We start from the raw sequence: 25,181 nt of genomic DNA, 5'->3' as shown, positions 1-25,181 counted from the left end.
ATTAAGCGGTTCTGAAACGTGATGAAGCGGTTTATGACGATCAGGGAATATTCAGACTTTGTTTCAGCGGTTTGAGATAACGACGACTGACCGGGATCCGTTGTTGTGCGCGAGTTATCACTTCCGCACTGCCATTTTCCAGCAATTGTATTTCTGCTACCTGATCTGGGTTAACCATGTACTGGCGGTGACAACGCAGGAACGGGGTCTTTTCCTCTAGAGTACGCATGGTCAGTTGCGTCATTCCCGATTGTTTTGCGCTGCAGACATGAATACCAGCCAGATCACTGTGGATATATTCAACATCAGATAATGGCACTAAGAATATCCGGTTATGACCACAACAGGGGATTGAGCGAAGAGGCGCCAGCTCGGCTATTGGTTGATAAGATTGTGGTGCGAGTTCTTTGTGCAGCCGATGTAGCGTTTTTTCCAGCCGAGATATTTCTATGGGCTTTAACAGATAATCAAACGCATTTTCTTCAAATGCTTTCAGTGCAAACTCATCGAAGGCAGTGACAAATACAATCGCCGGCATCTGTTCCGGATCAAGCATATTGACCATTTCGAGACCGCTGATCCGAGGCATTTGAATATCCAGAAAAACCACATCGGGTTTTTGTTTATGAATGGCAGGAATGGCTTCCAGTGCATTACTGCATTCACCAATCACTTCCAGCTCATCATATGCGGCAAGAAGACTACGTAACTCTTCTCTCGCTGGCTGTTCATCATCAACAATTATGACGCGTAACATTATTCGACCTTAGTAAACGGTAATTTGATACTGATCCGGGTCATCACCTCGGGTTCACACTGAACCTGAATGCCAAACTGTTCGCCATAATGGGCTTTTATACGGCGATCAACCAGATTCATACCTAGGCCATTACAATTTTCATGTTTATCCGGCTGTGCGGGCATATTGAATAATCCGGCATCGTCTTCGACAGACAACAACCAGTGGTCCGGTTCCCGTCGGCTGGCAATTGTCACTGTGCCGCCGCTCATTGAATGAGATATGCCGTGTTTTATCGCATTTTCTACGATCGGTTGCAGTGAGAAGGCTGGCAATTTCTGATTCAACAATGAGTCATCAATAGTGAAAACCACTTTTAGCCGATCAGGGAATCGGGCCAGTTCAATCTGTAAATAACTGTTTACGTGTTCCAATTCCTCTTTCAGTGTTACATCTTCGGCTTCACGGCGTAAATTTTTCCGGAAAAACAGTGATAAATGCTGAACCAGTTGTCGAGCATGTTCCGGATTGGTACGAATGACAGATGCTAACGTGTTAAGCGCATTAAACAAAAAGTGTGGATTGACCTGTGCGTGGAGTAATTTGATTTCAGACTGTGATAACAATTCACTCTGTGCTGAATATTTTCCAGAGAGGATCTGAGTTGAGAGTAAGCGGGCCATACCTTCACCGAGCGTACGGTTTAAGGAGGAAAAAAGTTTACGCTTAGGTTCATATAATTTGATGGTACCAATCACCTGATCATTTTCCCCCCGTAGCGGGATCACCAGTGTAGAACCTAGTTTACAGCGTGGGTCGAGCGTACAGTGATAACGGATCAGATTTCCATCGGCATAGACGACCTCATTGTTGGCTATCGCGCGTAAGGTATGTGAAGAGGTAATAGGTGAACCGGGCAAATGGTGATCTTCGCCGATACCGATGAATGCCAGCAGTTTTTCCCGATCGGTCAGGGCGACAGCACCGACATTGGTTTCTTCAAGCAAAATGCGGGCAAGTTGCATGCAGTTTTCCTGATTGAAGCCTTTATTGAGAATACCCATAGAACGTTCGGCAATTTTCAATGCACGGGCAGAAAAGGCGACAGAATATTTTTCATACATGGCTCTTCGATCCAAGAGCATTTGCATCAGGATCGCAGCGCCAAAACTGTTCGCTAGCATCATGGGCAAGGCGATGTTTTGTACTAAATGCCAGGCTTGTTCAAAAGGGCGGGCTAATAAGAGAATGATCCCCATCTGCAAAAACTCAGCGACCAGAGCAACCGAAAAAACAATCCAGGGATTAAATAACTGCTCCGGGCGGCGACGTTTTAAGTAATAACGATGAACCAATCCGCCTAAGACGCCTTCAGCTATGGTTGAAATCATGCAGGCGAAAGAAGTAAATCCACCCAAACTGTAACGGTGGATCCCGCCTGTCAGGCCGACTAAAAAACCCACTAACGGGCCTCCGACGATCCCACCTAACACGGCTCCTGTTGCGCGGGTATTAGCAATCGAGTTGTCGATGCGAAGTCCAAAGTAGGTTCCCATAATACAAAACGCGGAGAAAATTAAATAACAAAGAATTTTATTGGGTAATCGGATGGTAACCTGCGTGAGCGGTTGAAAAAGCGGCGTTTTGCTTAACAAATAAACAATGACGACATAGACGCACATCTGTTGCAAAAGCGAGACGATAAGCGTGATCTGCTGAAAGCTCATGGCGATAGGTTCCATTTAGTTTGCCCCATTGTGGGGAAGACATTAGCAGTTAACTTCGAATAAGCTCATTTTTCTATAATAAAGCGCTATAACAGCAAGTTTTAAGGTAAAAAACTTGACCAAAATTCTTCACTTCATAGACTTATATCTTGTGCCCTTTTACCGGGCTCAGGCCAGATTACCCTTGGAAGGATAAGAAGATGAATAATATTCTAAAAATGGCAACAATAGCGACGTTTACTCTGACTGCATTAAGTGCTCATGCTAAAGCGGCAGAACCGGCAGTTATTTATGATACTGCGGGCAAATTTGACAAGTCATTTAATGAAGCGGTATTCCGTGGTGGTGTGGAAGAATACAAAAAAGTTAAACACATCACAGTTAAAGAATTTGAACCACAAAATGAAGCTCAACGTGAACAGGGGCTTCGTCGTCTGGCTAGTCGTGGTTTTAGCCCCATTGTCGCAGTTGGGTTCAATTTCTCATCTTCTGTCGAGAAAGTTGCAACTGAATTTCCAAAAGTTCAATTTACCATCATCGATTCAGTTGTTAACAAACCAAATGTTCAATCTGTTGTTTTCAAAGAAAACGAAGGCTCTTTTTTAGTGGGTGCTCTGGCCGCGCAGGCATCTAAAACCGGTAAAGTCGGTTTTGTTGGCGGTATGGATATTCCTCTTATTCGTAAATTTGAATGCGGTTACGAACAAGGGGTTAAATACGTTAATCCTAAAGCTGAAGTATTTCAGAACATGACCGGCTCAACGCCGGCTGCGTTTGCTGATCCTGCAAAAGGTTCTGAACTGGCCAAAACTCAGTTCTCTAAAGGCGCAGATGTTATTTATGCTGCGGCGGGTGGTACTGGTCTGGGTGTTTATCAGGCAGCCAAAGATGCCGGTAAACTGGCCATTGGGGTTGACTCAAATCAGAATCATCTGCATCCGGGTACCATGCTGACCTCTATGGTGAAAAGCGTCGGTCTGGCTTCCTTCCAAAGCTGGGACGAAGCTGCTCAAGGCAAATGGAAGCCTGGAGTTAAAGTATTGGGTTTAGCTGAAGGTGGTGTTGATTGGGCGCTGGATGAAAACAATGCCAAACTGATCACCCCTGAAATGAAAACAAAAATGGATGACATCAAGAAAGATATTATTTCAGGCAAAATCAAAGTTCATGACTACATGGCTGATAACACCTGTAAATACTAATTTTCTGTAAAAAAGTCATGACCCCGGCTTAATACGCCGGGGTCATGTATTTATTAACCCGTGTCCTGGAAATTAATACTGTGGCGCAATTAGACTCATATGCGTTAGAACTCCGTGGTATTGATAAGCGATTTGGTGAAGTGCACGCCAATAAACTTATTGATTTACAAGTTCGGAAAGGCTCGATCCATGGCATCGTTGGGGAAAACGGTGCTGGGAAATCGACATTAATGAGTATCATTTATGGCTTTTATCACGCTGATCAAGGCGAGATGAAAGTAAAGGGTACTCCTTATAAGCCTGGGGGATCGCAGGACGCGATTGCCGCTGGTATCGGCATGGTCCATCAGCATTTCATGTTGGTGAATACCTTCACAGTATTAGAGAATATTATTCTTGGCGTTGAGCAGGGGTGGACACTGGCTCCAAGCCTTACAGCGGCCAGAAAAAAACTAAAAGAATTAGCGGAACAATATGGTTTAGATGTTCCGCTCGATGCTTATATTGAAGATCTTCCTGTAGGTTTACAGCAGCGCGTAGAAATTCTTAAAGCACTTTATCGCGGTGCTGAAATACTGATTCTGGATGAACCCACCGGTGTACTGACACCACAAGAAGCCGAACATTTGTTTGCCATTTTGGCAAAATTGAAGGAACAGGGCACCACCGTCATTTTGATCACCCATAAGTTGCGTGAAATTATGGCAATTACCGATCAGGTTTCTGTCATGCGGCGAGGTGAAATGGTGGCCCATGTTGCTACCCAAAACACGTCACGTGAAGATTTGGCTGAGCTGATGGTCGGTCGTAAAGTTCGCCTGAAGGTAGACAAAAAAGAGGCTCAGGCTGGTCAGATTCTGCTTGATGTGGATAAACTTCGTTATGTCGATGGAAATGGCGTCGAGCGAGTAAAATCGGTGTCATTTAATGTCCGTGCTGGTGAAATCGTCGGGATCGCTGGTGTCTCCGGTAATGGTCAATCCGAATTATTGGAATTGATCAGTGGCATCATTAAACCGGATAGCGGGACATTCTCGGTCGGTCAACATCATGTAACGGCTGAACAACCAGCTGATTCTGCATTAATGCGAACTTATGGTTTAGGCCATGTGCCTGAAGATCGGCATAAAATGGGTCTGATCAATAAATTCTCTGCGCAGGAAGCCTTTATCATGGGATATCACAATGACCCCATGTATAACCGAGGTCTTTTGCAAAACAAAGAAGCGATCTTACGCGACTGCCAGGAAAAAATGGACAAGTGGGATGTTCGCCCTGCAAGCCCTCAATTAAAAACGGCTAATTTTTCTGGTGGTAACCAGCAGAAATTAGTGATCGCTCGAGAAGTCGAAAAAAATCCAGATGTACTCTTAATCGGGCAACCGACCCGCGGTGTGGATATCGGGGCGATCGAATTTATACATCATCAGATTGTGGCGATGCGTGATGCGGGGAAAGCGGTTCTATTGGTGTCGGTAGAGCTGGATGAAATTATGTCACTGTCAGATCGTATTCTCGTCATGTTTGATGGTGCAATTGTCGGCGAAGTGTCAGCAGCACAAGCTGATGAAAAAACATTGGGTTGTATGATGGCAAATATCGTTCCAGATCATTTACAGGTTAAACAAGGGGATCAGATATGAGTCAACAGCGGATCCCGCTTTGGATTAATGTCGGTTTGGTGCCACTCATTAATTTATTAATGGCTTTTACCGTCTCTGCTTTACTGTTCTATTACATAAATATTAATCCTCTCGAGGCTGTTCAAGTCATGTGGGAAGGGGCTTTTGGTAATGCGGAGGGTGTTGGTTTTACTCTGTATTATGCAACCGGTTTTATCTTTACTGGTTTAGCCGTTGCTGTTGCCTATCATGCAGGCTTGTTCAATATCGGTGGAGAAGGGCAAGCGTATGTTGGTGGATTAGGTGTTGGTTTGGTGTGTCTGTGGTTGGGCGATAAGTTGCCGCTGTATTTATTATTACCGCTGGCATTAATTGCAGGCGGTTTGTTTGGTGCAGCCTGGGCTTTTATTCCTGCCTATTTACAAGCTAAACGTGGTAGCCATATCGTTATCACAACTATTATGTTTAATTTCATAGCCTCTTCGCTGATGGCTTATCTCTTGGTTGATGTTCTAAAACCAGCCAATACGATGGCTCCGGAAAGTGCAGTATTTGCTGAAGCCAGTTGGTTGCCTAAAATTCATAACCTCTTGGCGTTAGTCGGCATTAACATGACTGAGAGCCCGGTGAATATCAGTCTGATATGGGCCATTTTATGTGCGGTATTTGTGTGGGTCTTTTTGTGGCATACCCGGTGGGGATATCAAATCCGATCCGTCGGAGCTAACGTCCATGCAGCGGGTTACGCAGGCATTTCCTATTCCAAAGTTACCATTATGGCGATGGCCATATCCGGCATGTTGGCTGGCTTCTTTGCCCTGAATGTCATTCAAGGTGAATTACACCAAATAAAACTGAACTATGTTGAAGGCTTCGGTTTTACAGGTATAGCAGTGGCACTCATGGGGCGAAATCACCCGGTCGGTGTCATTCTGGCTAGTTTGTTATTCGGCTTTCTCTACCAGGGTGGCGCAGAGCTGAGTTTTGATTATGGTGTTGACCGCAATATTGTTGTGGTACTGCAGGGATTAGTGATCCTTTTCTCTGGAGCATTAGAACATATGTTTAAACCCAGATTAGAAGCGCTGTATCTGAAGATAACCAGCAGACAGGAGACTGCATAATGTATGAAACACTGATCCTGATGCTGGACTCCACCGTCCGTGTGGCTACACCGTTAATATTCGCCGCCTTGGCCGGTCTTTTCTGTGAACGTTCCGGGGTTGTCAATATTGGGCTGGAAGGTAATCTACTGGCTTCGGCATTTGCAGGTGCTGCAACCGCATCAGTCACAGGTTCGGCTTTTGAAGGTGTCATTGCTGGCGTATTTGTTTCAATTACTATGTCACTGCTGCATGGTTTTGCCACTATTACTCACCGTGGCGATCAGGTCGTCAGTGGTATGGCGGTCAATATTCTAGCGGCTGGTTTAACTGTCACGTTAGGGCGGTATTGGTTTGATCAGGGGGGGCAAACGCCTGCTCTGGATGGCAATGCCCGTTTTGCGCCATTGCATCTGCCATTGGAATCTTCAATACAGAATATCCCTGTTATTGGCCCGTTATACTCCGGACTTCTGAGTGGTCATACGATACTGGAATACATTGCAGTATTGGCTGTGCCGGTTTCTTGGTGGATTTTATACCGGACGCGGTTTGGTTTACGCCTGCGGGCGGTTGGCGAATCACCAGCAGCAGTTGATACTGCGGGGATATCAGTCATCAGGCTGCGATATAGTGCTATCGTCATCTGTGGGCTGCTTGCAGGGCTGGGTGGAACATACTTATCGATGGCGCAAACCGCTCAATTTATTCCAAATATGAGTGCTGGCAAAGGCTATATGGCGCTTGCTGCATTAGTGTTTGGTAAATGGCGTCCGTGGACAACAATGAGTGCTTGCCTGCTTTTCGGTTTCTTGGATGCGTTGGCTATTCGTCTACAAGGTGTTCAAATTGCTGGTCATGCTATTCCTGTTCAATTCATTGAAGCATTACCGTATTTACTGACTGTGTTCTTATTAGCCGGTTTTATCGGGAAAGCGGTTGCACCCAAAGCATTGGGCACCGCCTATGTGAAAGAAAGGGAATAGCCTTGCGCTATTTATTTGTATTCTGATAGAGCAACCTTCGGGTTGCTCTTCTTTTATATGCTGTTTTAGATCTTGCAAAAATAACCAAGACTGGTATTTTGTCATCGGAGCTAATGCTAATTCAGAATTATGTCAATATAAGATTAAAATTCAGGATGCAGTGTTGGTGTAAAGTTAAGTTTACAGAGTGGTGCCATCATGCAGAAAGATTCACTGAATAATGTTCACATCCAATCAGAAAAGGTTTTATTAACCCCGGAAGAGCTGAAAGCTAAAGTCCCCGTTTCCGACGAAACACTTGCTTTCATTGCCGATGCGCGTCGACAGATTGCAGATATTGTTCATCATAACGATCACCGTTTGTTGGTAATTTGCGGTCCGTGTTCAATTCATGATATGGAAGCAGCGAAAGACTACGCCACTCGTCTGAAAGCGCTGCATGACAAATATACTGACACTCTGTACATCGTCATGCGAGTCTATTTTGAAAAGCCGCGAACAACCGTTGGCTGGAAAGGTTTTATCAATGACCCTAATTTGGACGGTACGTTTGATATTGAGCTGGGTTTGCAAAAAGCACGTGAACTTCTGTCCTGGCTAGGCGAATTACGTCTGCCATTGGCTACCGAAGCATTAGATCCGATCAGTCCACAATATTTGGCTGATTTGTTCAGCTGGTCTGCTATTGGTGCCCGGACAACTGAATCGCAGACACACCGTGAAATGGCATCTGGCTTATCCATGCCTGTAGGTTTTAAAAATGGTACAGATGGCAATCTTGATACGGCTATCAATGCACTGAAAGCGGCTTCATCTTCACACTCTTTCATGGGTATTAACCAGCAGGGTCAGGTTGCATTATTACAGACGCAGGGGAATCCTGATGGCCATGTGATTTTACGTGGTGGCAAGCAACCTAATTATGATTCTGTTAATGTTGCCTTGGCTGAGCAAGAATTAGCAAAAGCGAAACTGCCAGCGAGCCTGGTTGTGGATTGCAGTCATGGCAATTCAAATAAGAATCATCGTTTACAGCCTTTAGTTGCTGAAAACGTAATTCATCAAATTCAGGATGGTAATAAATCGATCATCGGTATTATGCTGGAGTCAAATATCGGTGAGGGCAGCCAGTCTAGCGAACAGCCAAAATGTGATATGGCATATGGTGTTTCTATTACAGATGCCTGTATTGATTGGCATGCAACTGATAAATTGTTGGCGGGTTGTTACGAAGAACTGAAAGAACCGTTGAGAAATCGAGTCTAAACCTGAATACCGCATCATATACTCCGGCTTTAGGCCGGAGTTTGTTTAATGGAAGCAGACGGATGAATAAAGAGTTGAATGCGTTACGAGATCAGATTGATCACGTGGATAAGCAACTTATTGATCTTTTAACGCAGCGTCTGAAATTAGTCGCTGGAGTGGGAGAGGTAAAAAGTCGATATGGTATTCCGGTTTATGCGCCGGAGCGTGAAGCCGCCATGTTGGCTAGTCGTCGAGCGGAAGCGGAAGCATCTGGGATCCCTGCTGATTTGATCGAAGATGTGCTGCGCCGAGTTATGCGCGAATCATATAGCAGCGAAAACGATTCCGGTTTTAAATGTGTAAAGCCTGATCTTCGCCGTATTGTCGTGGTAGGCGGTGCCGGGCAATTGGGACGTTTATTTGTCCAAATGTTTCGTCTTTCAGGGTATCAAGTTGATATTTTGGAAAAAGATGACTGGGATAATGCCGATAGTCTATTAGCGGATGCTAGCGTTGTATTGGTGGCGGTTCCGATTGACATCTCATGTCAAATTCTGGATCGTTTCACGAACCTGCCATCCGATTGTCTGTTAGTGGATGTCACCAGTATCAAACAAGCTCCCGTAGAACATATGCTTGCCGCTCATGCCGGGCCTGTACTTGGATTACATCCGATGTTTGGTCCTGATGTTGCCAGTTTGGCAAAGCAAGTGATTGTTTGCTGTGGTGGGCGGGGTTCTGATCAGTATCAATGGTTGCTCGAGCAGATGCAGATTTGGGGGGCTCGCTTACAGTATGTCACTCCGAAAGAACACGATGATGCAATGAGCTTCATTCAGGCATTACGTCATTTCACGACATATGTCTATGGTTATCATCTTTTCGAAGAAAAAGCAGATTTGAAACGTTTGTTGGCACTCAGCTCGCCAATTTACCGGCTTGAATTGGCTATGGTGGGTCGTCTTTTTGCGCAAGACTCTGCTCTGTATGCTGATATCATTTTGTCTTCTGAACAAAATTTACAGCTCATCCGTCGTTACCATCAACGTATGGGTGAGGCGATACAGCGTTTGGAAAAAGGCGATAAACAGGCATTTATCTCTCACTTTAAGGAAGTGTCAGCATTCTTTGGTGAGTACGCACAACAATTCCTGAAAGAGAGTAAGCAATTGCTTGCTCAAGCCAGTGATCGCCGTCATCACGATTAATCCTGCTCAAGATTAATGAAATAAAAAGACCAGCAATTGCTGGTCTTTTTATTAGTTCACATATCCATCTATCACATTTTCTTAAATGGAATATGGTGTTCCTGATAGTAGCGTATGGCACCGGGGTGTAATGGAATGGTTAAGCCCACATTGGCCATATCTTCAGGTTTCAATCCTTTCAGTGCAGGATGGCTTCGTTCTAACTGTGTCAGATTTTCCATGGTTGCTTTGACGATCTGATACGCTGTTTCATCATCCAGTTCATCGGTTGTTAATAAGGTGGCTGAAACACCAAAGGTATTAACATCTGCATCATTACCTTGATACAACCCACCTGGAATTGTCATTGCATGATATTCCGGATAATTAGATAACAGGCTTTGAATTTGCTCTTGTGGTATGGAAATCAACTTAGTGTCGCAGTTATTTGTGGCTTCGCGAATAGCACCATTGGGGTGGCCTACCACATATATAAATGCATCTGTCTGGTTATCACACAGTTCTTGAGCCCGTTCATCAGCATTCAGGCTGGAAATAGCAGCAAAATCGGCTGGTTTCAAATTCAGCTGATTCATGAGTAACTGCATGGTTGCCTGTTCGCCCGAGCCAGCATTACCAAGATCAATTCGTTTCCCAATTAAATCAGTCATGAGATTGATCTTGCTATCTTCACGGGCTATCAAGGTAAATGCCTCAGAATAAAGGCTAAATAAGGCTCTTAACTGAGGCATCTTCCCTTTGGTGGAAAATTCATGAGTACCAGCAAAGGCATGTTGCTGAACGTCAGATTGAACCAGTGCCAGGGGGACTTGTTTGTTGCGAAGTTTTTCGATGTTGGCAACAGAACCTTCGCTGGTAATAACGGAGCAACGTGGAATACGTTGTCGTAGGCTTTTATTTACCAATCGGCAAATAGCACCACCGGCAGGATAGTAAATACCAGATACACTACCAGTTGAGATAGTCAGACTACTCAGTGGCGATGCTAAAACACCAGTACTGATTCCAAATGTGAGACATATCCATGTCAGTGCATTTGTCAAATATACGCCACGAAAACGCATGCAAGACATAGTCTTTCCTATAAGTTGTTGAACATGTGAAAGCGCAAGATTATCCCTGTTTTACTTCCGTTCGGCTAGCCGTGTCGTTTGAATCACTTTTACCATGCGTTCCAAGGCTTGCTGCAATAGCGTACGACTACAGCCGAAATTGAGCCGCACGAAGTTTTTATCTCCAAATTGCGCGCCGGGAGAGAGTCCAACACCGCCTGCTTCAAAAGCTGCGATAGGATCGTCCAGGCCTAAGCCAGATACATCGATCCATGCCAGATATGTGGCTTCCAATTTGGCAATTTTAATACCAGGGATGCTACCTAATGTTTGTACAACCAGATCCCGATTACCACGCAGATATTCAATCTGGGCTTGTAACCAAGATTCGCCATGTTCATATGTCGCCTCGGCAGCAACCAAGCCAATCAAATTGTTATCAGCCATAAGACCGCGCATGGCTTGCTGTAATTTCAGCCGTAAACGGTTGTCTGGAATAACAGCAAATGAACTGCATAAACCGGCGATGTTAAAAGTCTTGCTGGGTGCCATGAGAACAGCGGTGCGTGCTGCAGCTTCAGGTGAAATGGATGCAAAAGGAATATGCTGTGCGCCTGGTTCCAAGAGCAAATCACAGTGAATTTCATCTGAAATCACAACCAGATCATGCCGAATAGCGATATCAGCAATCTTCTCTAATTCATCACGAGTAAAAACAGTACCACCGGGGTTGTGAGGATTACACAACAGCAGAACATCAGCCGTTTTAGCCAGGTCTTCCAGCTTGGCAAAATCAGGCAACCAACGATCATCTACCAATTGCATCGGCAGATAACTGACGGGGCGATCATTGTATTCAGGTGCATGTAAAAATGGATAATATACCGGTTTAGGTGTGATAACATGCCGCTCAGGACGGCACCATGCTTTGATACCAAAATTTAATCCGGGGACCACGCCAGGCATAAATAACAGCCATTCGGGTTCTATTTTCCATCCGTAGCGCTGTTGCATCCGCGCAATGACCAGTTCAATCAAACGTGGTGATGGACGACTATAACCAAACACACCATGGGCAACACGTTGCTGTAAGGCTTCAATGACGCCTTGAGGAGCCATAAAATCGGTATCAGCTACCCATAATGGAATAATGTCTTGATCTTTATATTTATTCCATTTCAGGCTGTTTGTACCGCGGCGATCAATCTGCTTATCGAAATCAAACATGCTGCATCCCTGTAATTTTAGTGAGCGACCTTAAAGAAAGGTCACTCTAGGGTGAAATGTTGGGTGGTGCAAGGGGAAACCGAGACAAATGAAGCGTTTATTGCCAACTTTTATGCGAAATAAAATAGAAATGAGTTTCATGGGAGTGGCGTTTCTTACTGGTCTTGCAGTTGCTTTTCTTGTTCCGGTGTTAAGTCTGTTTTTAAGCGAAGAACTCAAAGTCAGGCCATTATTGGTCGGGAGTTTTTTTACTGTAAATGCGGTAATGGGGATTGTTGTTGGGCAACTCCTCGCTAAATATTCCGACAATATCAGTAATCGTAAACCGCTTATCATAATTTGTGGAATAGCTGGTATTGCGGGTAGTTTATTGTATGCCTATGACCGCCATTTTAGTGTGTTAGTCAGCCTCGGTATTTTATTGATGAGTTTGTGTGGAACTATGACACCACAAATGTATGCACTCGCTCGCGAGTATACCGATTCACAAAACAAACCGGCGGTCACTTTCACAACGGTAATGCGTGCGCAATTTTCCTTGGCTTGGGTGGTTGGTCCGCCGCTGGCGTTTTTTATTGCTGCGCACTTTGATTTTATGCACCTGTTTTCAGGCGTTGCGGTGTTATATCTGGGATGTGTCTGGCTCATTATCCGTTACTTACCGGTTATTCCTCGGCAGAAAGCGCCGATCACTAAAGAATCTGATTCTATATGGCAAAATCAACGTCTCTTATTACTGTTCATCAGTTCATTTTTATTGTGGACTTGCAACAGCATGTATTTGATCTCCATGCCTTTATATATCAGTAAAAGCTTGCATTGGCCGCAAGGATTAGCAGGGTGGTTAATGGGATTGGCTGCTGCACTTGAGATACCGGTGATGCTGCTGGCTGGGCGTTACAGTGCTCGTGTTGGAAACCGCAAATTGATGTTGATTTCGGCTACCGCTGCGGTTGGCTTTTATTCCATTCTGTTATTTTTTCATCAGCAGCAAGTTTTATTTTTGGCGCAAATTTTAAATGCGCTGTTTATCGGTATCTTGGCGGGTATTGGGATGACGTGTTTTCAGGATCTATTGCCGGGTTATGCTGGTCAGGCGTCAACTCTGTTCAGTAATAGTATCCGTTGTGGTGGTATTGTTGCCGGTATGTTGGCTGGGGCAATTGCCGAATGGTTTCAATTTCAAGGGGTTTTTATGACATCCGCCGTTTTATCTCTATGTGCATTATGTGCTTTATGGCGGATCAGCTCATTGTAGTTGGCGGGCTTAATTCAACGGTTGTCGTTTTCTTATTATTCAGCCAATAGCTGGCAGTCAATGGGTGAGACAAACGTAAACACTCCAAAAGACAGTTGGCACTGGGGCCCAAACGTTCAGGCGCAGGCACAATCAATTGGGTAAAGAATTTACGTTCATTGCCTTCGCGTAATGAAATTCGGTGTAATTGCTGCCGTTGGATAAACCCTTCTACCAAATGCTGAGGCAACCACGCAAACCCCATTCCGGTGAGTAGTATCTCTATTGCTTCATGGAAGTTGGTTACCGTCCACCGTTGTTCTGCTTTTAACCAACCGGTCAATTCTTTCGGATTTTTTGCGGTATCACGAATAACAATTTGCAACTGCTGGCTCAATTCGTCAGGGCTTAAAATACCTTGCTCCAATGCCAGCGGATGCTGTGGATGGCATACGGGCCACAGTGTTACCTCGGCAAGCGGCTCTCCCAGAAAACCTTTTGGTACTTGGCCTGAAATAACAATATCGGCTTTTTGTTCAAGAATGATTTCAGTAGTGCCCCATAATACAGAGTCAAATAGTTGCAAATGAGTTCCGCGGGAAACAGGGTAGTAGTTTTGTAACGCACGGTTTAAAGGACGTCGAGGATGAGCTAATTCAATGGCAAAACGAATTTCGGCTTCCCATCCTTGATGAATGTTATGAGCCAGCAGTTCCAGCTCTTGCATCTGCTGGTTAAGTGATTTTGCCCGGCGCAAAAACATGTCGCCCGCATCGGTGAGATAAGCTTTGCGTCCGCGGACCTCAAGCAATGCAACGCCCAAAGTTTGCTGCAGTTTGGCAATAGCGTGATTGAGAGACGATTGACTCTTGTTAAGTTTTTCAGCTGCTTGCGCGTAACCACCATGTTCTACGACAGCCTGAAAAATACGCCATTGTTCCAGAGTGCTTTTTGGACGAAACATCCTACCGTCTCCAATTATTATCTTTGTCTTGTTTGAGCCAATCGTGCATTAGTGATTTTGTCTGCTGCATTAACCGCGTAGAATGCGACAGTTTTGCATTTTCAGGAGAGCATGATGGCATTTATTTATGATTATGGTTTATTTGCAGCAAAGAGTATCACACTTGTTGTCGTGTTTGCTGCGGGTGTGATCGCTATCATATCAGCAATTGCGCGCCATAAAATACGCAAAGGCGAGCTGGAGATTACGGATCTTTCGGCTGAATATCTTCGGAATAAACAACATCTGACTGAGTCGCTATTAAATAAAGAACAACGGAAATCCCTTGTAAAAGAGCAGAAAAAAGAAGCTAAAGCGAAGAAAAAAAATACAGTTGAATCATCCAAATCCCGACTGTTCTTCATTGACTTTAAGGGTGGTATGGATGCCAAAGAGGTGTCTGCACTCCGGGAAGAAATTACGGCTGTTTTAACGATGGCCAAAAGTGAAGATGAGGTTCTGGTTAGAGTTGAGTCTGGTGGTGGGGTTGTGCACGGTTATGGCTTAGGTGCCTCACAATTACAGCGCATTCGTGATCGTGGTTTATTCCTCACCGTTTCCATCGATAAAGTGGCGGCCAGTGGCGGCTATATGATGGCCTGTGTGGCGCAAAAAATTATTGCGGCACCATTCGCAATTGTTGGTTCAATTGGCGTGGTAGCACAACTGCCTAATTTCAATCGCTTACTGAAAAAGCACGATGTCGATGTCGAATTACATACTGCCGGTCAGTTTAAGCGGACGCTGACCATATTCGGTGAGAATGACGATAAAGCACGTGAAAAATTTAAAGCTGAGCTGGAAACGGTACATCAACAATTCAAGCAATTTGTCAGCGAACATCGTCCTCGCATGGATATAGATCAAATTGCTACAGGCGAACACTGGTTAGCGGCAGAAGCGAAAAAATTAGGTTTAGTGGATGAATTACGCACCAGTGACGATTACCTGTTGTCCCAATTTGACAATAAACAAGTGATCAAAGTGACATATAACAGCAAAAAAGGATTGGCCGATCGTTTCTCTCATGCTGCGTCATTGGCTGTTGAAAGAGCAATATATCGTGTCATTGAGACCTGTAAGATACCGTTTTAATGATTAAAAATGAGAATTTTGCCGCTTTAATGTAAATAAAAGTTGATTATCACTGCAGCTCCAACCATTTTATAAAAAGAAGAGACTTCGCCTGCATTCAGGCGAAGCTATTAAATATGCTTAATTTTGCGCGCTAATAAGGAAATCGTCGGTCATATGGGCAAAGCACTGGTCATTGTAGAGTCCCCGGCTAAAGCCAAAACAATCAACAAATATCTGGGTAAAGACTTTATTGTCAAATCCAGTGTTGGTCATGTCAGAGACCTGCCAACAAGTGGCAGTACCTCTTCATCTGCAGATAAAGAAGGTGTGAAAAAAGGCACCAAAGCGACTGCTGCAGACAAAGCTAAAAAAGAGTATTCCTCACTTGTTGCCCGTATGGGGATAGACCCGGAACACGGCTGGAAGGCGCGCTATGAAGTTCTTCCAGGAAAAGAAAAGGTGGTTGCGGAACTTCGAACTCTGGCAGCTCAGGCAGATATTGTTTATCTCGCAACCGACTTGGATAGAGAAGGGGAAGCCATTGCTTGGCATTTGCGTGAACTGATTGGCGGTGACGAGTCCCGCTTCAAGCGCGTTGTTTTTAACGAAATTACCAAAACCGCCATTCAGGAAGCCTTCTCTCATCCGGGCTTATTGAATATTGAACGAGTTAATGCGCAACAAGCGCGTCGTTTTCTTGATCGTGTCGTGGGCTACATGGTTTCCCCATTGTTGTGGAAAAAAATAGCCCGGGGCTTATCCGCAGGCCGAGTGCAATCTGTTGCCGTCCGGCTGATTGTGGAAAAAGAACGTGAAATCAAAGCGTTCATTCCTGAAGAATATTGGGATATTCATGCTGATACTTTGACTGCATCGAAAGAAGCCTTGCGCTTGCAAGTGACTAGTCAGCAGGGGAAGGCTTTTGATCCGAAAAATGAGCAACAAGCAATGGCTGCCGTGCAGGCATTGACGAATGCTGCTTATCAAGTCCGGGATCGCGAAGATAAACCGACCAGTAGTAAACCATCTGCACCTTTTATTACCTCGACATTACAGCAAGCTGCCAGTACCCGCCTTGGTTTTGGTGTGAAAAAAACCATGATGATGGCGCAACGCTTGTATGAAGCGGGGCACATTACATACATGCGTACAGATTCGACCAACCTGAGTCAGGAAGCGGTTGCAGCGGTACGTGAGTATATTGACCAGCAATTTGGTAACAAATACCTGCCTAAAGAACCTATTGCTTATGGGGCTAAGGCGAATGCTCAGGAAGCACATGAAGCTATCCGTCCTTCTAATGTCGAGGTGAAAGCTGACACATTAAAAGATATGGAATCGGATGCTGTCCGTTTATATGACCTGATTTGGCGCCAATTTGTTGCATGTCAGATGACTGCTGCACAATATGACACCAGCACCCTGACGGTCACTGCGGCTGATTTTGAACTGAAAGCGAAAGGTCGTATCCTCCGCTTTGCGGGTTGGACTAAAGTATTGCCTCCAATGGGACGCAAAGGGGATGATATTGAGTTGCCTGCGGTTCATGCTGGCGATGTGTTGCGACTGGTTAAACTTGACCCTAAGCAACACTTTACAAAACCACCTGCTCGTTTTACTGAGGCCGCACTGGTAAAAGAATTAGAAAAACGTGGAATTGGTCGGCCATCAACGTATGCGTCCATTATTTCGACTATTCAGGATCGTGGTTATGTAAAAGTCGAAAATCGCCGTTTTTATGCAGAAAAAATGGGTGAGATCGTGACTGATCGCTTAGTGGAGAGTTTCACTGATCTGATGAGTTATGATTTTACCGCGCAAATGGAAAATTCACTGGATAACATTGCACAAGGCAGATTGGATTGGCATAAGCAACTGGATGAGTTTTATGCCGAATTCAAAGCGGATCTGCAAAAAGCAGAAGGTGAAGCCGGCGGTATGCGCAATAACCAGATGGTGTTGACGGATATCGATTGCCCAACCTGTGGTCGGAAAATGGGCATACGCACTGCATCGACAGGGGTTTTCTTGGGATGCTCTGGTTACGCGTTGCCACCGAAAGAACGTTGTAAGCAAACTATCAATCTGGTGCCGGGCGATGAATTCATTGCTGCTGATTCGGAAGATGGTGAAGTTGATGCCTTGCGCGCAATGCACCGCTGTAAAAAATGCGGCACAGCGATGGATTCATATGTTCTGGACGCTACTCGGAAAATTCATATCTGCGGTAACAATCCGGATTGCGATGGTTATGAGATCGAAGTTGGTAATTTTCGTCTGAAAGGCTATGAAGGCCCTGTTGTTGAGTGTGACCGCTGCGGTTCAGACATGCAGTTAAAAACTGGGCGTTTTGGTAAGTTTATGGCGTGTACTAATGCTGAGTGTAAAAATACACGCAAGATATTGAGAAATGGTGATGTAGCGCCGCCAAAAGAAGATCCGGTAGCATTGCCTGAGTTGAAATGCAGTAAATCAGATGCGCATTTTGTGTTACGCGATGGTGCGGCTGGCTTATTTCTTGCGGCCAGCACTTTCCCTAAATCCCGCGAGACACGGGCACCGTTGGTTGCTGAACTGGCTCGGTTTAAAGATCGTTTAGCTCCGAAACATCGGTATCTTGCTGATGCGCCAGTTGCAGATCCACAGGGCAATCCTACGGTTGTTCGTTTTAGTCGTAAAACCAAGGAACAGTATGTTGCTTCTGAAGTAGAAGGGAAGGCAACAGGCTGGGCAGCTTACTTTACCAATGGTCATTGGCAGATTTCTGCTGGGAAAAGTAAATAATCGTTTAGTGTGAGTGAAGTGCGGAAATACTAGGCAGTCAGCCTGTTGTTTTAAAAAAGTATTTTGCCTTCACTCCGCTGCTGCGTATAATGCGCGCCGTTGTTCAGGCAACATCGTCTTTAAGCGGGAATAGCTCAGTTGGTAGAGCATAACCTTGCCAAGGTTAGGGTCGCGAGTTCGAGTCTCGTTTCCCGCTCCAAACGGCGCGTTAACAAAGCGGTTATGTAGCGGATTGCAAATCCGTCTAGCCCGGTTCGACTCCGGGACGCGCCTCCAAATTTTTTGTCAGCCATAATGCTTTGCTAATTGGTGCAGCATTCTTGCCGTAGCTCCCCAGATAAACCAACCGTTCACAGTAATCGCCACTATTTTATGTGTTTTGCCGTTTCGATTGATCTGTAGCAAGTGGTAATTGTTTTTATTAAGTAGCGTCTCAAGAGGGAGTTCGAATACCGCTTCTACTTCGGCCTTAGCAGGATGCAGATGAAAAGTAGGGTGTAATATGGCTAAATAGGGATGGATCTGATACCCGCTTAATGTTTGACCACCAGAGACTTCTCCAATGATATTGACGTATTGAGGAGAAATTCCCAGTTCCTCTTCCAGTTCTCTCAACCCGGTCATTTGCAGTGAAATATCTTCTGCGTCTTTTCTGCCGCCAGGGAAACAAATCTGCCCCGGATGGTGACGTAACTGCCAGCTACGCTGAGTAAACAGTACCACCCAACCTTCAGCACGTAGTATTAATGGAATGATGACTGCTGCGTCACGGACGGGGACGGAAATTTCTTTTGGTATCGGTGATGTTGTTTGCAAAATAAAACGGTTCAGAAAATGTTCAGCCCGGTTCATGCGCTTTTTCCAATACGGGTAAAATTTTTGCCAATTTATCAAACGTTTCCTGATATTCCGCATTCACTTCTGAGTCGGCAACAATACCGCCGCCGGCCCAGACATATAAGTTGTCGTGCCAAGCAATCAATGTTCGGATTGTAATGCTGGAATCCATGCGGCCATGACGGCTGATATAAAACATACTGCCACAATAAGCAGAGCGTCGATGGGGTTCGAGTTCCTCGATAATTTGCATGGCTCTGATTTTAGGTGCTCCGGTAATGGACCCACCGGGAAAACAGGCATGCAATAATTCTGCCGCGGTATATTCAGTATCCAGCGTTCCTGTCACCGTTGAAACCATATGGTGTACCGCATTAAATGATTCGATGTCGAATAATTTAGGAACCCGTACCGACCCCAGTTTACAGACCCGGCCAATATCATTGCGTAACAGATCAACGATCATCAGATTTTCTGCCCGATCTTTCGACGCGTTTTTTAATTCAGCCATACTGGCTTGATCGGCTTGCGGATCAGCATAACGGGGGCGGGTACCTTTGATCGGCTTTGTTTCAACCTGTTGATCATTTAAGGCCAGAAATCGTTCAGGAGACAAGCTGAGTATCGCCGCGTTGGGTAGTCGCATAAATGCAGAAAAAGGTGCCTGATTTACTTGCGATAGCTGACAGTATGCTTGCCATTCATCGCCTGTATAGCTGGCATTAAAACGTTGTGTAAGATTGATTTGATAACAATCTCCGGCACGTAAGTAGCGCTGGATCGCCTCAAAGCGAAGGGTGTATTCCTCTTTCGATACATTGGCTTGCCAATGGGACGTCAGGCTGAAAGATTTTGCTTCTTGAGGAGCTTGTTGCAACCACCATTGCCAGCGGTTCTCTAATTCACTGTCTGAACCACAGACGACAAGATGGGCTTCCTGTGTCTGGTGATCAAGAACCCAGGCCCAATCGTAGATACCTACAGCGAGATCTGGTAAGTCGATATCCCTGATTGCGTGCGCTGGGAGTTTTTCTATTTGCCGGCCAAGATCATATCCTAACAACCCCAATGCACCGCCAATGAACGGCAATTCCCCCTGATAAGTGGGTAATGAGCCCAGTTGGCGTTGCAAAACATCTTTAAGCAGTGCGAGTGGTGCAGCCGAAGATTGGTGTGTGTGCTGTTTCTCGGTAATGGTTGTTATTGGCCCAACGGTTTCCAGTGTTGCAATGGGTGCGGCTGAGAATATGTCAAATCTGCTGTCAACATGATCTGGGCTTGCCGATTCAAGCAGTACAGCCCAGGGGAAATGTGAAATCGCAGCGAACATTTGTTGTGCTGTCGATTGAAGAGGAAACGTCTTTAGGCGAAATGTTGACGGCATGAGGTAGAAAACACGATGTTGCATAGCAGGGGTGGTACGCAAAGCGTATCATATTAGGAAGTTGGGAACGAATAATTCTAAATTTATATAGGTTGTTGTTATCGATTCAGAAATCTGAGTGACAACAACTAGATGTTGTGAATGAGTGCTAAGCTGTTAATGTTAATAAGAGCACATTAAAACAAAGAGAATCACAATGATGAGTCCACTGGTTTATTTGGTAGAAGACAGTGAAATGCTGTCCATGCTCTATCAGGATTATTTACGTGCAGAATCCTATGAGATCAAAGCATTTCGTCTGGGTCAGGATGGCTTAGAGGCATTGAAAGCACAACCACCACAAGTGTTGTTGCTGGATCTCGAATTACCCGACATGGATGGAATGGAGCTACTGCGTTTTGTCAGCGAACAGGGGCTGCCAACCAGCGTGGTCGTTATTACGGCACATGGCTCTGTTGATATCGCTGTCGAAGCCATGCGGCACAGTGCATTTGATTTTCTGACCAAACCTTTTGATGGAAAACGGTTATGCACGACGGTGCGCAATGCCGCGAAGCATCAACAATTAAGTACATTGGTTGATACCTATCGTGCAAATTATGATTTATCTGGATTCGGTGGATTCATCGGCAGCTCATTACAAATGCAGGCTGTGTACCGGATACTTGAAAGTGCAGCCCCCAGTAAGGCCACTGTTTTTATTACCGGCGAAAGTGGTACAGGGAAGGAAGTGTGCGCCGAAACATTGCACAAGATCAGCCCTCGCAAAGAAAAACCATTAGTGGTATTGAATTGTGCTGCTATCCCTCGAGATTTGATCGAAAGTGAAATTTTTGGACATGTTAAAGGCGCATTTACAGGGGCCCAGTCTGATCGGGAAGGGGCGGCAGCCCGCGCTGATGGCGGTACGTTGTTCCTTGATGAAATCTGTGAAATGGAATTGGATTTACAAGCCAAACTGTTGAGATTTATTCAAACTGGGACTTTTCAACGCGTAGGTGGCAGCAAATTAGAAACGGTGGATGTTCGGTTCGTTTGTGCAACCAACCGGGATCCGATTGCGGAGGTGCAGGCGGGGCGTTTTCGTGAAGATTTATATTATCGTCTGCACGTTATTCCGGTGGCATTACCGCCATTGCGGGAGCGAGGAGAGGATGTATTAGCTATTGCCCGTCGATTCCTCCGTCAATTTGCGAGTGAAGAAAATAAGAGATTCATTGATTTCAGCCCTGAATCTGCACAGATGTTGCTGAACTATGAATGGCCGGGAAATGTCAGACAACTGCAAAATGTAGTACGTAATATCGTGGTTTTGCATGATGGTGAAAAAGTGTTACCTGCCATGTTTCCTCCGCCGTTAAACACCGTATCAATGGCGATCCCTATCATTCAGACCGTTTTAACACCCGCAGCTGCAATAAATAGTGCTGCAGAAATCCGGCCTATGTGGGTGGTTGAAAAAGAGACCATTGAGAATGCCATTGCTGCTTGTGACGGAAATATTCCACAAGCGGCAGCTTTACTGGAACTTAGCCCTTCTACTATTTATCGCAAGCGATTGGCTTGGCAGTCGGCCTGATGGTCTGCAATATTGGGAACGCGGTATGAAATGTGTACTGGTATCAGCGGGTGTGCTTCAACTTCAGGATGAATTGGCAATCCTGAATGCAGATCCAAATATCCGATTTATCATCATGTTATGTGCCTCTCAAACCGAAATAGCGCATGATGATATTAATCAGTTGCTGGTTGCTAATGCAAAGCCTGTGATTGGCGGGATCTTCCCTTATGTCATCCACGATAAATTGTTGCTGACATCTGGGATTGTACTGATTGGTCTTTCTTGCCCATTCAATATGGCCGTTATTCCGAATATAAGTAAGAACACTCAGCTCGAAATTGAATTGCAACAGCAACTCCCTTGGCAAAATACAGAAAGAGGCACGTTGTTCACCTTCGTACATGGTATGAGTTCAGGGGTTCAACGGCTCATTGATGGTTTATTTAATCAGTATGGTCTGGAAATAAACTATATCGGCGGGGGATGTGGTTCGTTGCAAAAACTGGATCAGCCGTGCGTCATCACTCCGCTGGGTATATTAGCCGATGCTGCCGTTTTAGTGATGGCTGATATTTTGAGTGGTATTGGCGTTGCACATGGATGGCAATCGATTTCCCGGGCATTCAAGGTCACTGAGGTAGAAGGGAATGAAATTATTTCTATTGATTGGCGACCAGCGATAGAGGTATACCGGAGTATTGTTGAAGACCATTCTGGTATCTGTTTTTCGGAAATACCTTTTACTGAAATCGCCAGAGCATATCCATTCGGCATTGCTAAACTGGCGGATGAACTAGTGATCAGAGATCCCATCGCACTCAATGGGGAACGGATTGTTTGTGTGGGTGATGTAAGACGTGGCTCGTATGTTCATGTAATGCATGGAAAACCTGATTATGTCTCAGCCGCTGCTGGTCGTGCACGACAAAAAGCGGCGGAAAATCTGAAAGGTCGTAAACCCCGAGTTATGTTGTTCATGGATTGTATTTCAAGAGTGTTATTTCTGGGGGAATTATTCGCCAGAGAAATAACGCATGTGGCTATGCCTGATATTCCATTAATCGGGGCACTGACTTTGGGTGAAATAGCGAATAGCGGCTATGACTACCTTGAACTTTATAATAAAACATCGGTTGTAGGATTACTTGCCAGTGATACGCCAAGGATTAATTGAGCAGGAAGTATTACATGAAATCGCTATGTCGATTGGCGAGGGCATTGAATTGGAAAAAATGCTCTCTGAATGCATCCCTGTATTTTTAAGAGGGTTGGGATGCGCTACGGCTGTTGTTTTACTTCGTGACGAACAAGACGATTTCTATACGCCATCCTACATTTTGCCGAGAGCCGCAGTCCGCAATCAGTATTTACATCAAGCTATTAACCATTCACTGGAATGTCTGACACACCATGAAGCGTTGCCAGTTCCTCTCTGTTATTTTGAGTCTGCAGGTCTTTATTACTATGCTTGGCCGATACAGGACTTTGGGGCATTACTTCTTGGCCGCAGTGCGCCATTTCGCGATGGCTTGCTGCAGGAAATTTTACCGCTAGTGAATAAACTGGCGCTGGCATTGATCAGTTGCCGTCAATACCAGCGTCTTAAACTTGCACAGCAAAGCATGATCCAGGCTAGAGATGAAGCGCTGGCCGCCAATAAAGCAAAAAGCCATTTTCTGGCAACGATGAGTCACGAGATCCGCACACCACTGAATGCTGTTATTAATCTTTCAGAATTGCTTCTAGAGACGCAGCTTGATGAGCGACAACGTAAGCTGACTCAGGGGGTCTGCGAAGGAGGACGTTCTTTATTACAGTTGGTGAACGATGTATTGGATTTTTCAAGAATCGAAGCTGGTCGTTTGGAGCTGGTAGCAACGTCGTTCAAACTGCATGATTTACTTGATGGACTGGCATCTTTATTTGAAAAAGAAGCCATAATGAAGAAGCTCCATTTTGGATTAAGTATTCATCATGACGTTCCGGATTTAGTGACTGCAGACTCTTCTCGATTAAGACAAATTTTGCAAAACCTACTGGCGAACGCTATCAAATTCACAGAGAAGGGCAGCGTCAGTATTTCGGTGAGAATGTTGCCGGCTACTCAGCAAAAGGCAGAATCTGTTCCCATGATGATATTTCACATCAGCGATACTGGGATTGGTATTTCAGAACAGGATCAGCAGCGGTTATTTCAGGAATTTTCACAAGTAGATACAAATCTGGATCGACGCTTTGGTGGTTCGGGGTTGGGGCTGGCCATTGCTGCGCGGTTGGTCATGCTCATGGGTGGTAAAATAGGTTGCCATTCAGTCCCCGGTATTGGCAGTACCTTTTGGTTTACCTTACCTGTCAAAACAAGCGGCAACGTACCGGAACAAATCCAGAATGAAGAGCACGTGACGTTGCCAATCAGCATCTTATTAGTTGAAGACAGCGTTACAAACCAAATGGTTGCTACAGCCATGCTGGAAAAAACCGGATGCCAGCTAGCTATTGCAAATAATGGTTATGAAGCTATTACGATGGTTCAACAGCGTGAGTTTGACATCGTTCTCATGGATGTTTCTATGCCAGGAATGGATGGATTGGAAGCAACACGGCAGATCCGTGCCATGGGAAGGCGCTATGCCTCTTTACCTATTCTTGCTATGACTGCACATGCCTTTGCTCATGATCGAGATGCCTGTCTGGAAGCAGGGATGAATGATTATCTCAGCAAGCCATTACAGCGAGACCAATTATATTCATTGCTGAAAAAATGGACATTAACTGATAATACAGGAACCGTGTCAGAAGTTGTGGAGTCACCAGTTGCCATGATTGGAACAACAAAACCGATACTGGATGAGCGTGTTATTCAAACCTTGGTCAATGATACAAGCCCGGATTTATTCAAACATCTGATCGCTATTTTCCTACAGGAAAGCAAAGAGCATTTTGATGCCTTAGCTGAATTAACAGCTAAAGACGATCTTGCTGGTGCAGCAAAACATGCGCATGCGGTGAAAAGTAGTGCGGGTGCTCTGGGCGCTGTTGCTTTACAAGATATGTGTGGCCAACTTGAAATTGCATGTCGGGAGTCAAAACCACACATTGCTGTATTGTTGCAGGCTACCACCAATGTCGCTGAGGCATCATGGCAAGCATTGCATAGCCGGCTTGATTCTGTTTAGCCGGCTCA

19 protein-coding genes and 2 tRNA genes are annotated in these 25,181 nt (G+C 45.1%); 14 read left to right on the top strand and 7 right to left on the bottom strand.

The annotated features are described in order from the left end of the window. Positions 1 to 40: 40 nt before the first annotated feature. The gene (gene btsR / locus H027_RS0100720) at positions 41 to 757 is read right to left on the bottom strand and encodes a two-component system response regulator BtsR (protein ID WP_024870624.1); all 717 of its coding nucleotides are present in this window, start codon (positions 755 to 757) and stop codon (positions 41 to 43) included. Continuing rightward, complete coding sequence (locus H027_RS0100715) at positions 757 to 2,451, bottom strand: LytS/YhcK type 5TM receptor domain-containing protein (protein ID WP_338064795.1); 1,695 nt, start codon at positions 2,449 to 2,451, stop codon at positions 757 to 759. The genes btsR and H027_RS0100715 overlap by 1 nt, the downstream gene beginning before the upstream one ends. A 215-nt stretch (positions 2,452 to 2,666) precedes the next feature. Between H027_RS0100715 and H027_RS0100710 the strand changes: the two genes are divergently transcribed. The 6 genes from H027_RS0100710 (at position 2,667) to tyrA (ending at position 9,835) form a co-directional block, all read left to right on the top strand. Continuing rightward, complete coding sequence (locus H027_RS0100710; RefSeq protein ID WP_024870622.1) at positions 2,667 to 3,668, top strand: BMP family lipoprotein; 1,002 nt, start codon at positions 2,667 to 2,669, stop codon at positions 3,666 to 3,668. An 80-nt stretch (positions 3,669 to 3,748) separates the two neighbouring features. Further along, the gene (locus tag H027_RS0100705; RefSeq protein WP_024870621.1) at positions 3,749 to 5,311 is read left to right on the top strand and encodes an ABC transporter ATP-binding protein; all 1,563 of its coding nucleotides are present in this window, start codon (positions 3,749 to 3,751) and stop codon (positions 5,309 to 5,311) included. After that, a complete protein-coding gene (locus H027_RS0100700; RefSeq protein WP_024870620.1) occupies positions 5,308 to 6,414 on the top strand; it encodes an ABC transporter permease in 1,107 nt (368 codons plus the stop codon). The genes H027_RS0100705 and H027_RS0100700 overlap by 4 nt, the downstream gene beginning before the upstream one ends. Next, complete coding sequence (locus H027_RS0100695) at positions 6,414 to 7,379, top strand: ABC transporter permease (RefSeq protein WP_024870619.1); 966 nt, start codon at positions 6,414 to 6,416, stop codon at positions 7,377 to 7,379. Before H027_RS0100700 ends, H027_RS0100695 begins: the two co-directional genes overlap by 1 nt. Positions 7,380 to 7,577: 198 nt before the next feature. Next, positions 7,578 to 8,645 carry a 3-deoxy-7-phosphoheptulonate synthase gene (locus H027_RS0100690; protein ID WP_024870618.1) on the top strand — a complete coding sequence of 356 codons (1,068 nt, stop codon included), beginning with the start codon at positions 7,578 to 7,580 and terminating at the stop codon, positions 8,643 to 8,645. Between the two features lie 62 nt (positions 8,646 to 8,707). Next, entirely contained in the window at positions 8,708 to 9,835 is a 1,128-nt protein-coding gene (gene tyrA / locus H027_RS0100685) for a bifunctional chorismate mutase/prephenate dehydrogenase (protein WP_024870617.1), read from the top strand. 71 nt (positions 9,836 to 9,906) lie between these two features. Here the strand turns inward: tyrA and H027_RS0100680 are convergent, their stop codons facing one another. Both H027_RS0100680 and H027_RS0100675 read right to left on the bottom strand, forming a co-directional pair. Then, positions 9,907 to 10,908, bottom strand: coding sequence for a TAXI family TRAP transporter solute-binding subunit (locus H027_RS0100680; protein ID WP_051448937.1), 1,002 nt, complete (start codon positions 10,906 to 10,908; stop codon positions 9,907 to 9,909). Between the two features lie 51 nt (positions 10,909 to 10,959). Then, positions 10,960 to 12,114: a MalY/PatB family protein gene (locus H027_RS0100675; protein ID WP_024870615.1), complete on the bottom strand. Its 1,155-nt coding sequence runs from the start codon at positions 12,112 to 12,114 to the stop codon at positions 10,960 to 10,962. Between the two features lie 88 nt (positions 12,115 to 12,202). Here H027_RS0100675 and H027_RS0100670 point away from each other — a divergent pair, with 88 nt between their 5' ends. Next, positions 12,203 to 13,372 (top strand): sugar efflux transporter, encoded by a 1,170-nt coding sequence (locus H027_RS0100670; protein WP_024870614.1) that lies wholly within the window; start codon positions 12,203 to 12,205, stop codon positions 13,370 to 13,372. On the opposite strand, the gene H027_RS0100665 is transcribed toward H027_RS0100670, so the two are convergent. Next, a complete protein-coding gene (locus H027_RS0100665) occupies positions 13,359 to 14,315 on the bottom strand; it encodes a LysR family transcriptional regulator (protein WP_024870613.1) in 957 nt (318 codons plus the stop codon). The two genes, H027_RS0100670 and H027_RS0100665, sit on opposite strands and share 14 nt — an antisense overlap. Before the next feature lie 114 nt (positions 14,316 to 14,429). Here H027_RS0100665 and sohB point away from each other — a divergent pair, with 114 nt between their 5' ends. The 4 genes from sohB to H027_RS0100645 all read left to right on the top strand — a co-directional run bounded on the left by sohB (position 14,430) and on the right by H027_RS0100645 (position 18,491). Continuing rightward, on the top strand, positions 14,430 to 15,449 hold the full coding sequence (gene sohB, locus H027_RS0100660) for a protease SohB (protein WP_024870612.1): 1,020 nt from the start codon (positions 14,430 to 14,432) through the stop codon (positions 15,447 to 15,449). A gap of 156 nt (positions 15,450 to 15,605) precedes the next feature. Continuing rightward, positions 15,606 to 18,215, top strand: coding sequence for a type I DNA topoisomerase (topA, locus tag H027_RS0100655; protein WP_024870611.1), 2,610 nt, complete (start codon positions 15,606 to 15,608; stop codon positions 18,213 to 18,215). Between the two features lie 123 nt (positions 18,216 to 18,338). Beyond that, positions 18,339 to 18,414, top strand: a tRNA-Gly gene (locus H027_RS0100650). A 3-nt stretch (positions 18,415 to 18,417) separates the two neighbouring features. Then, positions 18,418 to 18,491, top strand: a tRNA-Cys gene (locus H027_RS0100645). 9 nt (positions 18,492 to 18,500) lie between these two features. Here the strand turns inward: H027_RS0100645 and H027_RS0100640 are convergent. Further along, complete coding sequence (locus H027_RS0100640; protein ID WP_024870610.1) at positions 18,501 to 19,067, bottom strand: CoA pyrophosphatase; 567 nt, start codon at positions 19,065 to 19,067, stop codon at positions 18,501 to 18,503. Further along, entirely contained in the window at positions 19,054 to 20,436 is a 1,383-nt protein-coding gene (pabB, locus tag H027_RS0100635) for an aminodeoxychorismate synthase component I (RefSeq protein WP_024870609.1), read from the bottom strand. The genes H027_RS0100640 and pabB overlap by 14 nt, the downstream gene beginning before the upstream one ends. 190 nt (positions 20,437 to 20,626) lie before the next feature. On the opposite strand from pabB, the gene H027_RS0100630 reads away from it, so the two are divergent. The 3 genes from H027_RS0100630 to H027_RS18200 are packed head-to-tail and all read left to right on the top strand — an operon-like array spanning position 20,627 to position 25,173. Then, a complete protein-coding gene (locus tag H027_RS0100630) occupies positions 20,627 to 22,015 on the top strand; it encodes a sigma-54-dependent transcriptional regulator (RefSeq protein WP_024870608.1) in 1,389 nt (462 codons plus the stop codon). Positions 22,016 to 22,040: 25 nt separating this feature from the next. Beyond that, positions 22,041 to 23,171: an FIST signal transduction protein gene (locus H027_RS0100625; RefSeq protein WP_024870607.1), complete on the top strand. Its 1,131-nt coding sequence runs from the start codon at positions 22,041 to 22,043 to the stop codon at positions 23,169 to 23,171. Continuing rightward, complete coding sequence (locus H027_RS18200; protein ID WP_237657964.1) at positions 23,149 to 25,173, top strand: response regulator; 2,025 nt, start codon at positions 23,149 to 23,151, stop codon at positions 25,171 to 25,173. Before H027_RS0100625 ends, H027_RS18200 begins: the two co-directional genes overlap by 23 nt. Positions 25,174 to 25,181: the final 8 nt, after the last annotated feature.

The sequence above is a fragment of the Tolumonas lignilytica genome, from assembly GCF_000527035.1.
GTDB lineage: Bacteria > Pseudomonadota > Gammaproteobacteria > Enterobacterales > Aeromonadaceae > Tolumonas > Tolumonas lignilytica.
The sequence above is the reverse complement of the archived record's forward strand: the minus strand, read 5'-3'. Positions and strand labels throughout refer to the sequence as shown.

Coding starts and splice junctions, on each gene's coding strand:
- btsR (WP_024870624.1), bottom strand. CDS start 757: ATGTTACGCGTCATAATTGTTGATGATGAACAGCCAGCGAGAGAAGAG.
- H027_RS0100710 (WP_024870622.1), top strand. CDS start 2,667: ATGAATAATATTCTAAAAATGGCAACAATAGCGACGTTTACTCTGACT.
- H027_RS0100700 (WP_024870620.1), top strand. CDS start 5,308: ATGAGTCAACAGCGGATCCCGCTTTGGATTAATGTCGGTTTGGTGCCA.
- H027_RS0100695 (WP_024870619.1), top strand. CDS start 6,414: ATGTATGAAACACTGATCCTGATGCTGGACTCCACCGTCCGTGTGGCT.
- H027_RS0100690 (WP_024870618.1), top strand. CDS start 7,578: ATGCAGAAAGATTCACTGAATAATGTTCACATCCAATCAGAAAAGGTT.
- tyrA (WP_024870617.1), top strand. CDS start 8,708: ATGAATAAAGAGTTGAATGCGTTACGAGATCAGATTGATCACGTGGAT.
- H027_RS0100680 (WP_051448937.1), bottom strand. CDS start 10,908: ATGTCTTGCATGCGTTTTCGTGGCGTATATTTGACAAATGCACTGACA.
- H027_RS0100675 (WP_024870615.1), bottom strand. CDS start 12,114: ATGTTTGATTTCGATAAGCAGATTGATCGCCGCGGTACAAACAGCCTG.
- H027_RS0100670 (WP_024870614.1), top strand. CDS start 12,203: ATGAAGCGTTTATTGCCAACTTTTATGCGAAATAAAATAGAAATGAGT.
- H027_RS0100665 (WP_024870613.1), bottom strand. CDS start 14,315: ATGTTTCGTCCAAAAAGCACTCTGGAACAATGGCGTATTTTTCAGGCT.
- sohB (WP_024870612.1), top strand. CDS start 14,430: ATGGCATTTATTTATGATTATGGTTTATTTGCAGCAAAGAGTATCACA.
- topA (WP_024870611.1), top strand. CDS start 15,606: ATGGGCAAAGCACTGGTCATTGTAGAGTCCCCGGCTAAAGCCAAAACA.
- H027_RS0100640 (WP_024870610.1), bottom strand. CDS start 19,067: ATGAACCGGGCTGAACATTTTCTGAACCGTTTTATTTTGCAAACAACA.
- pabB (WP_024870609.1), bottom strand. CDS start 20,436: ATGCCGTCAACATTTCGCCTAAAGACGTTTCCTCTTCAATCGACAGCA.
- H027_RS0100625 (WP_024870607.1), top strand. CDS start 22,041: ATGAAATGTGTACTGGTATCAGCGGGTGTGCTTCAACTTCAGGATGAA.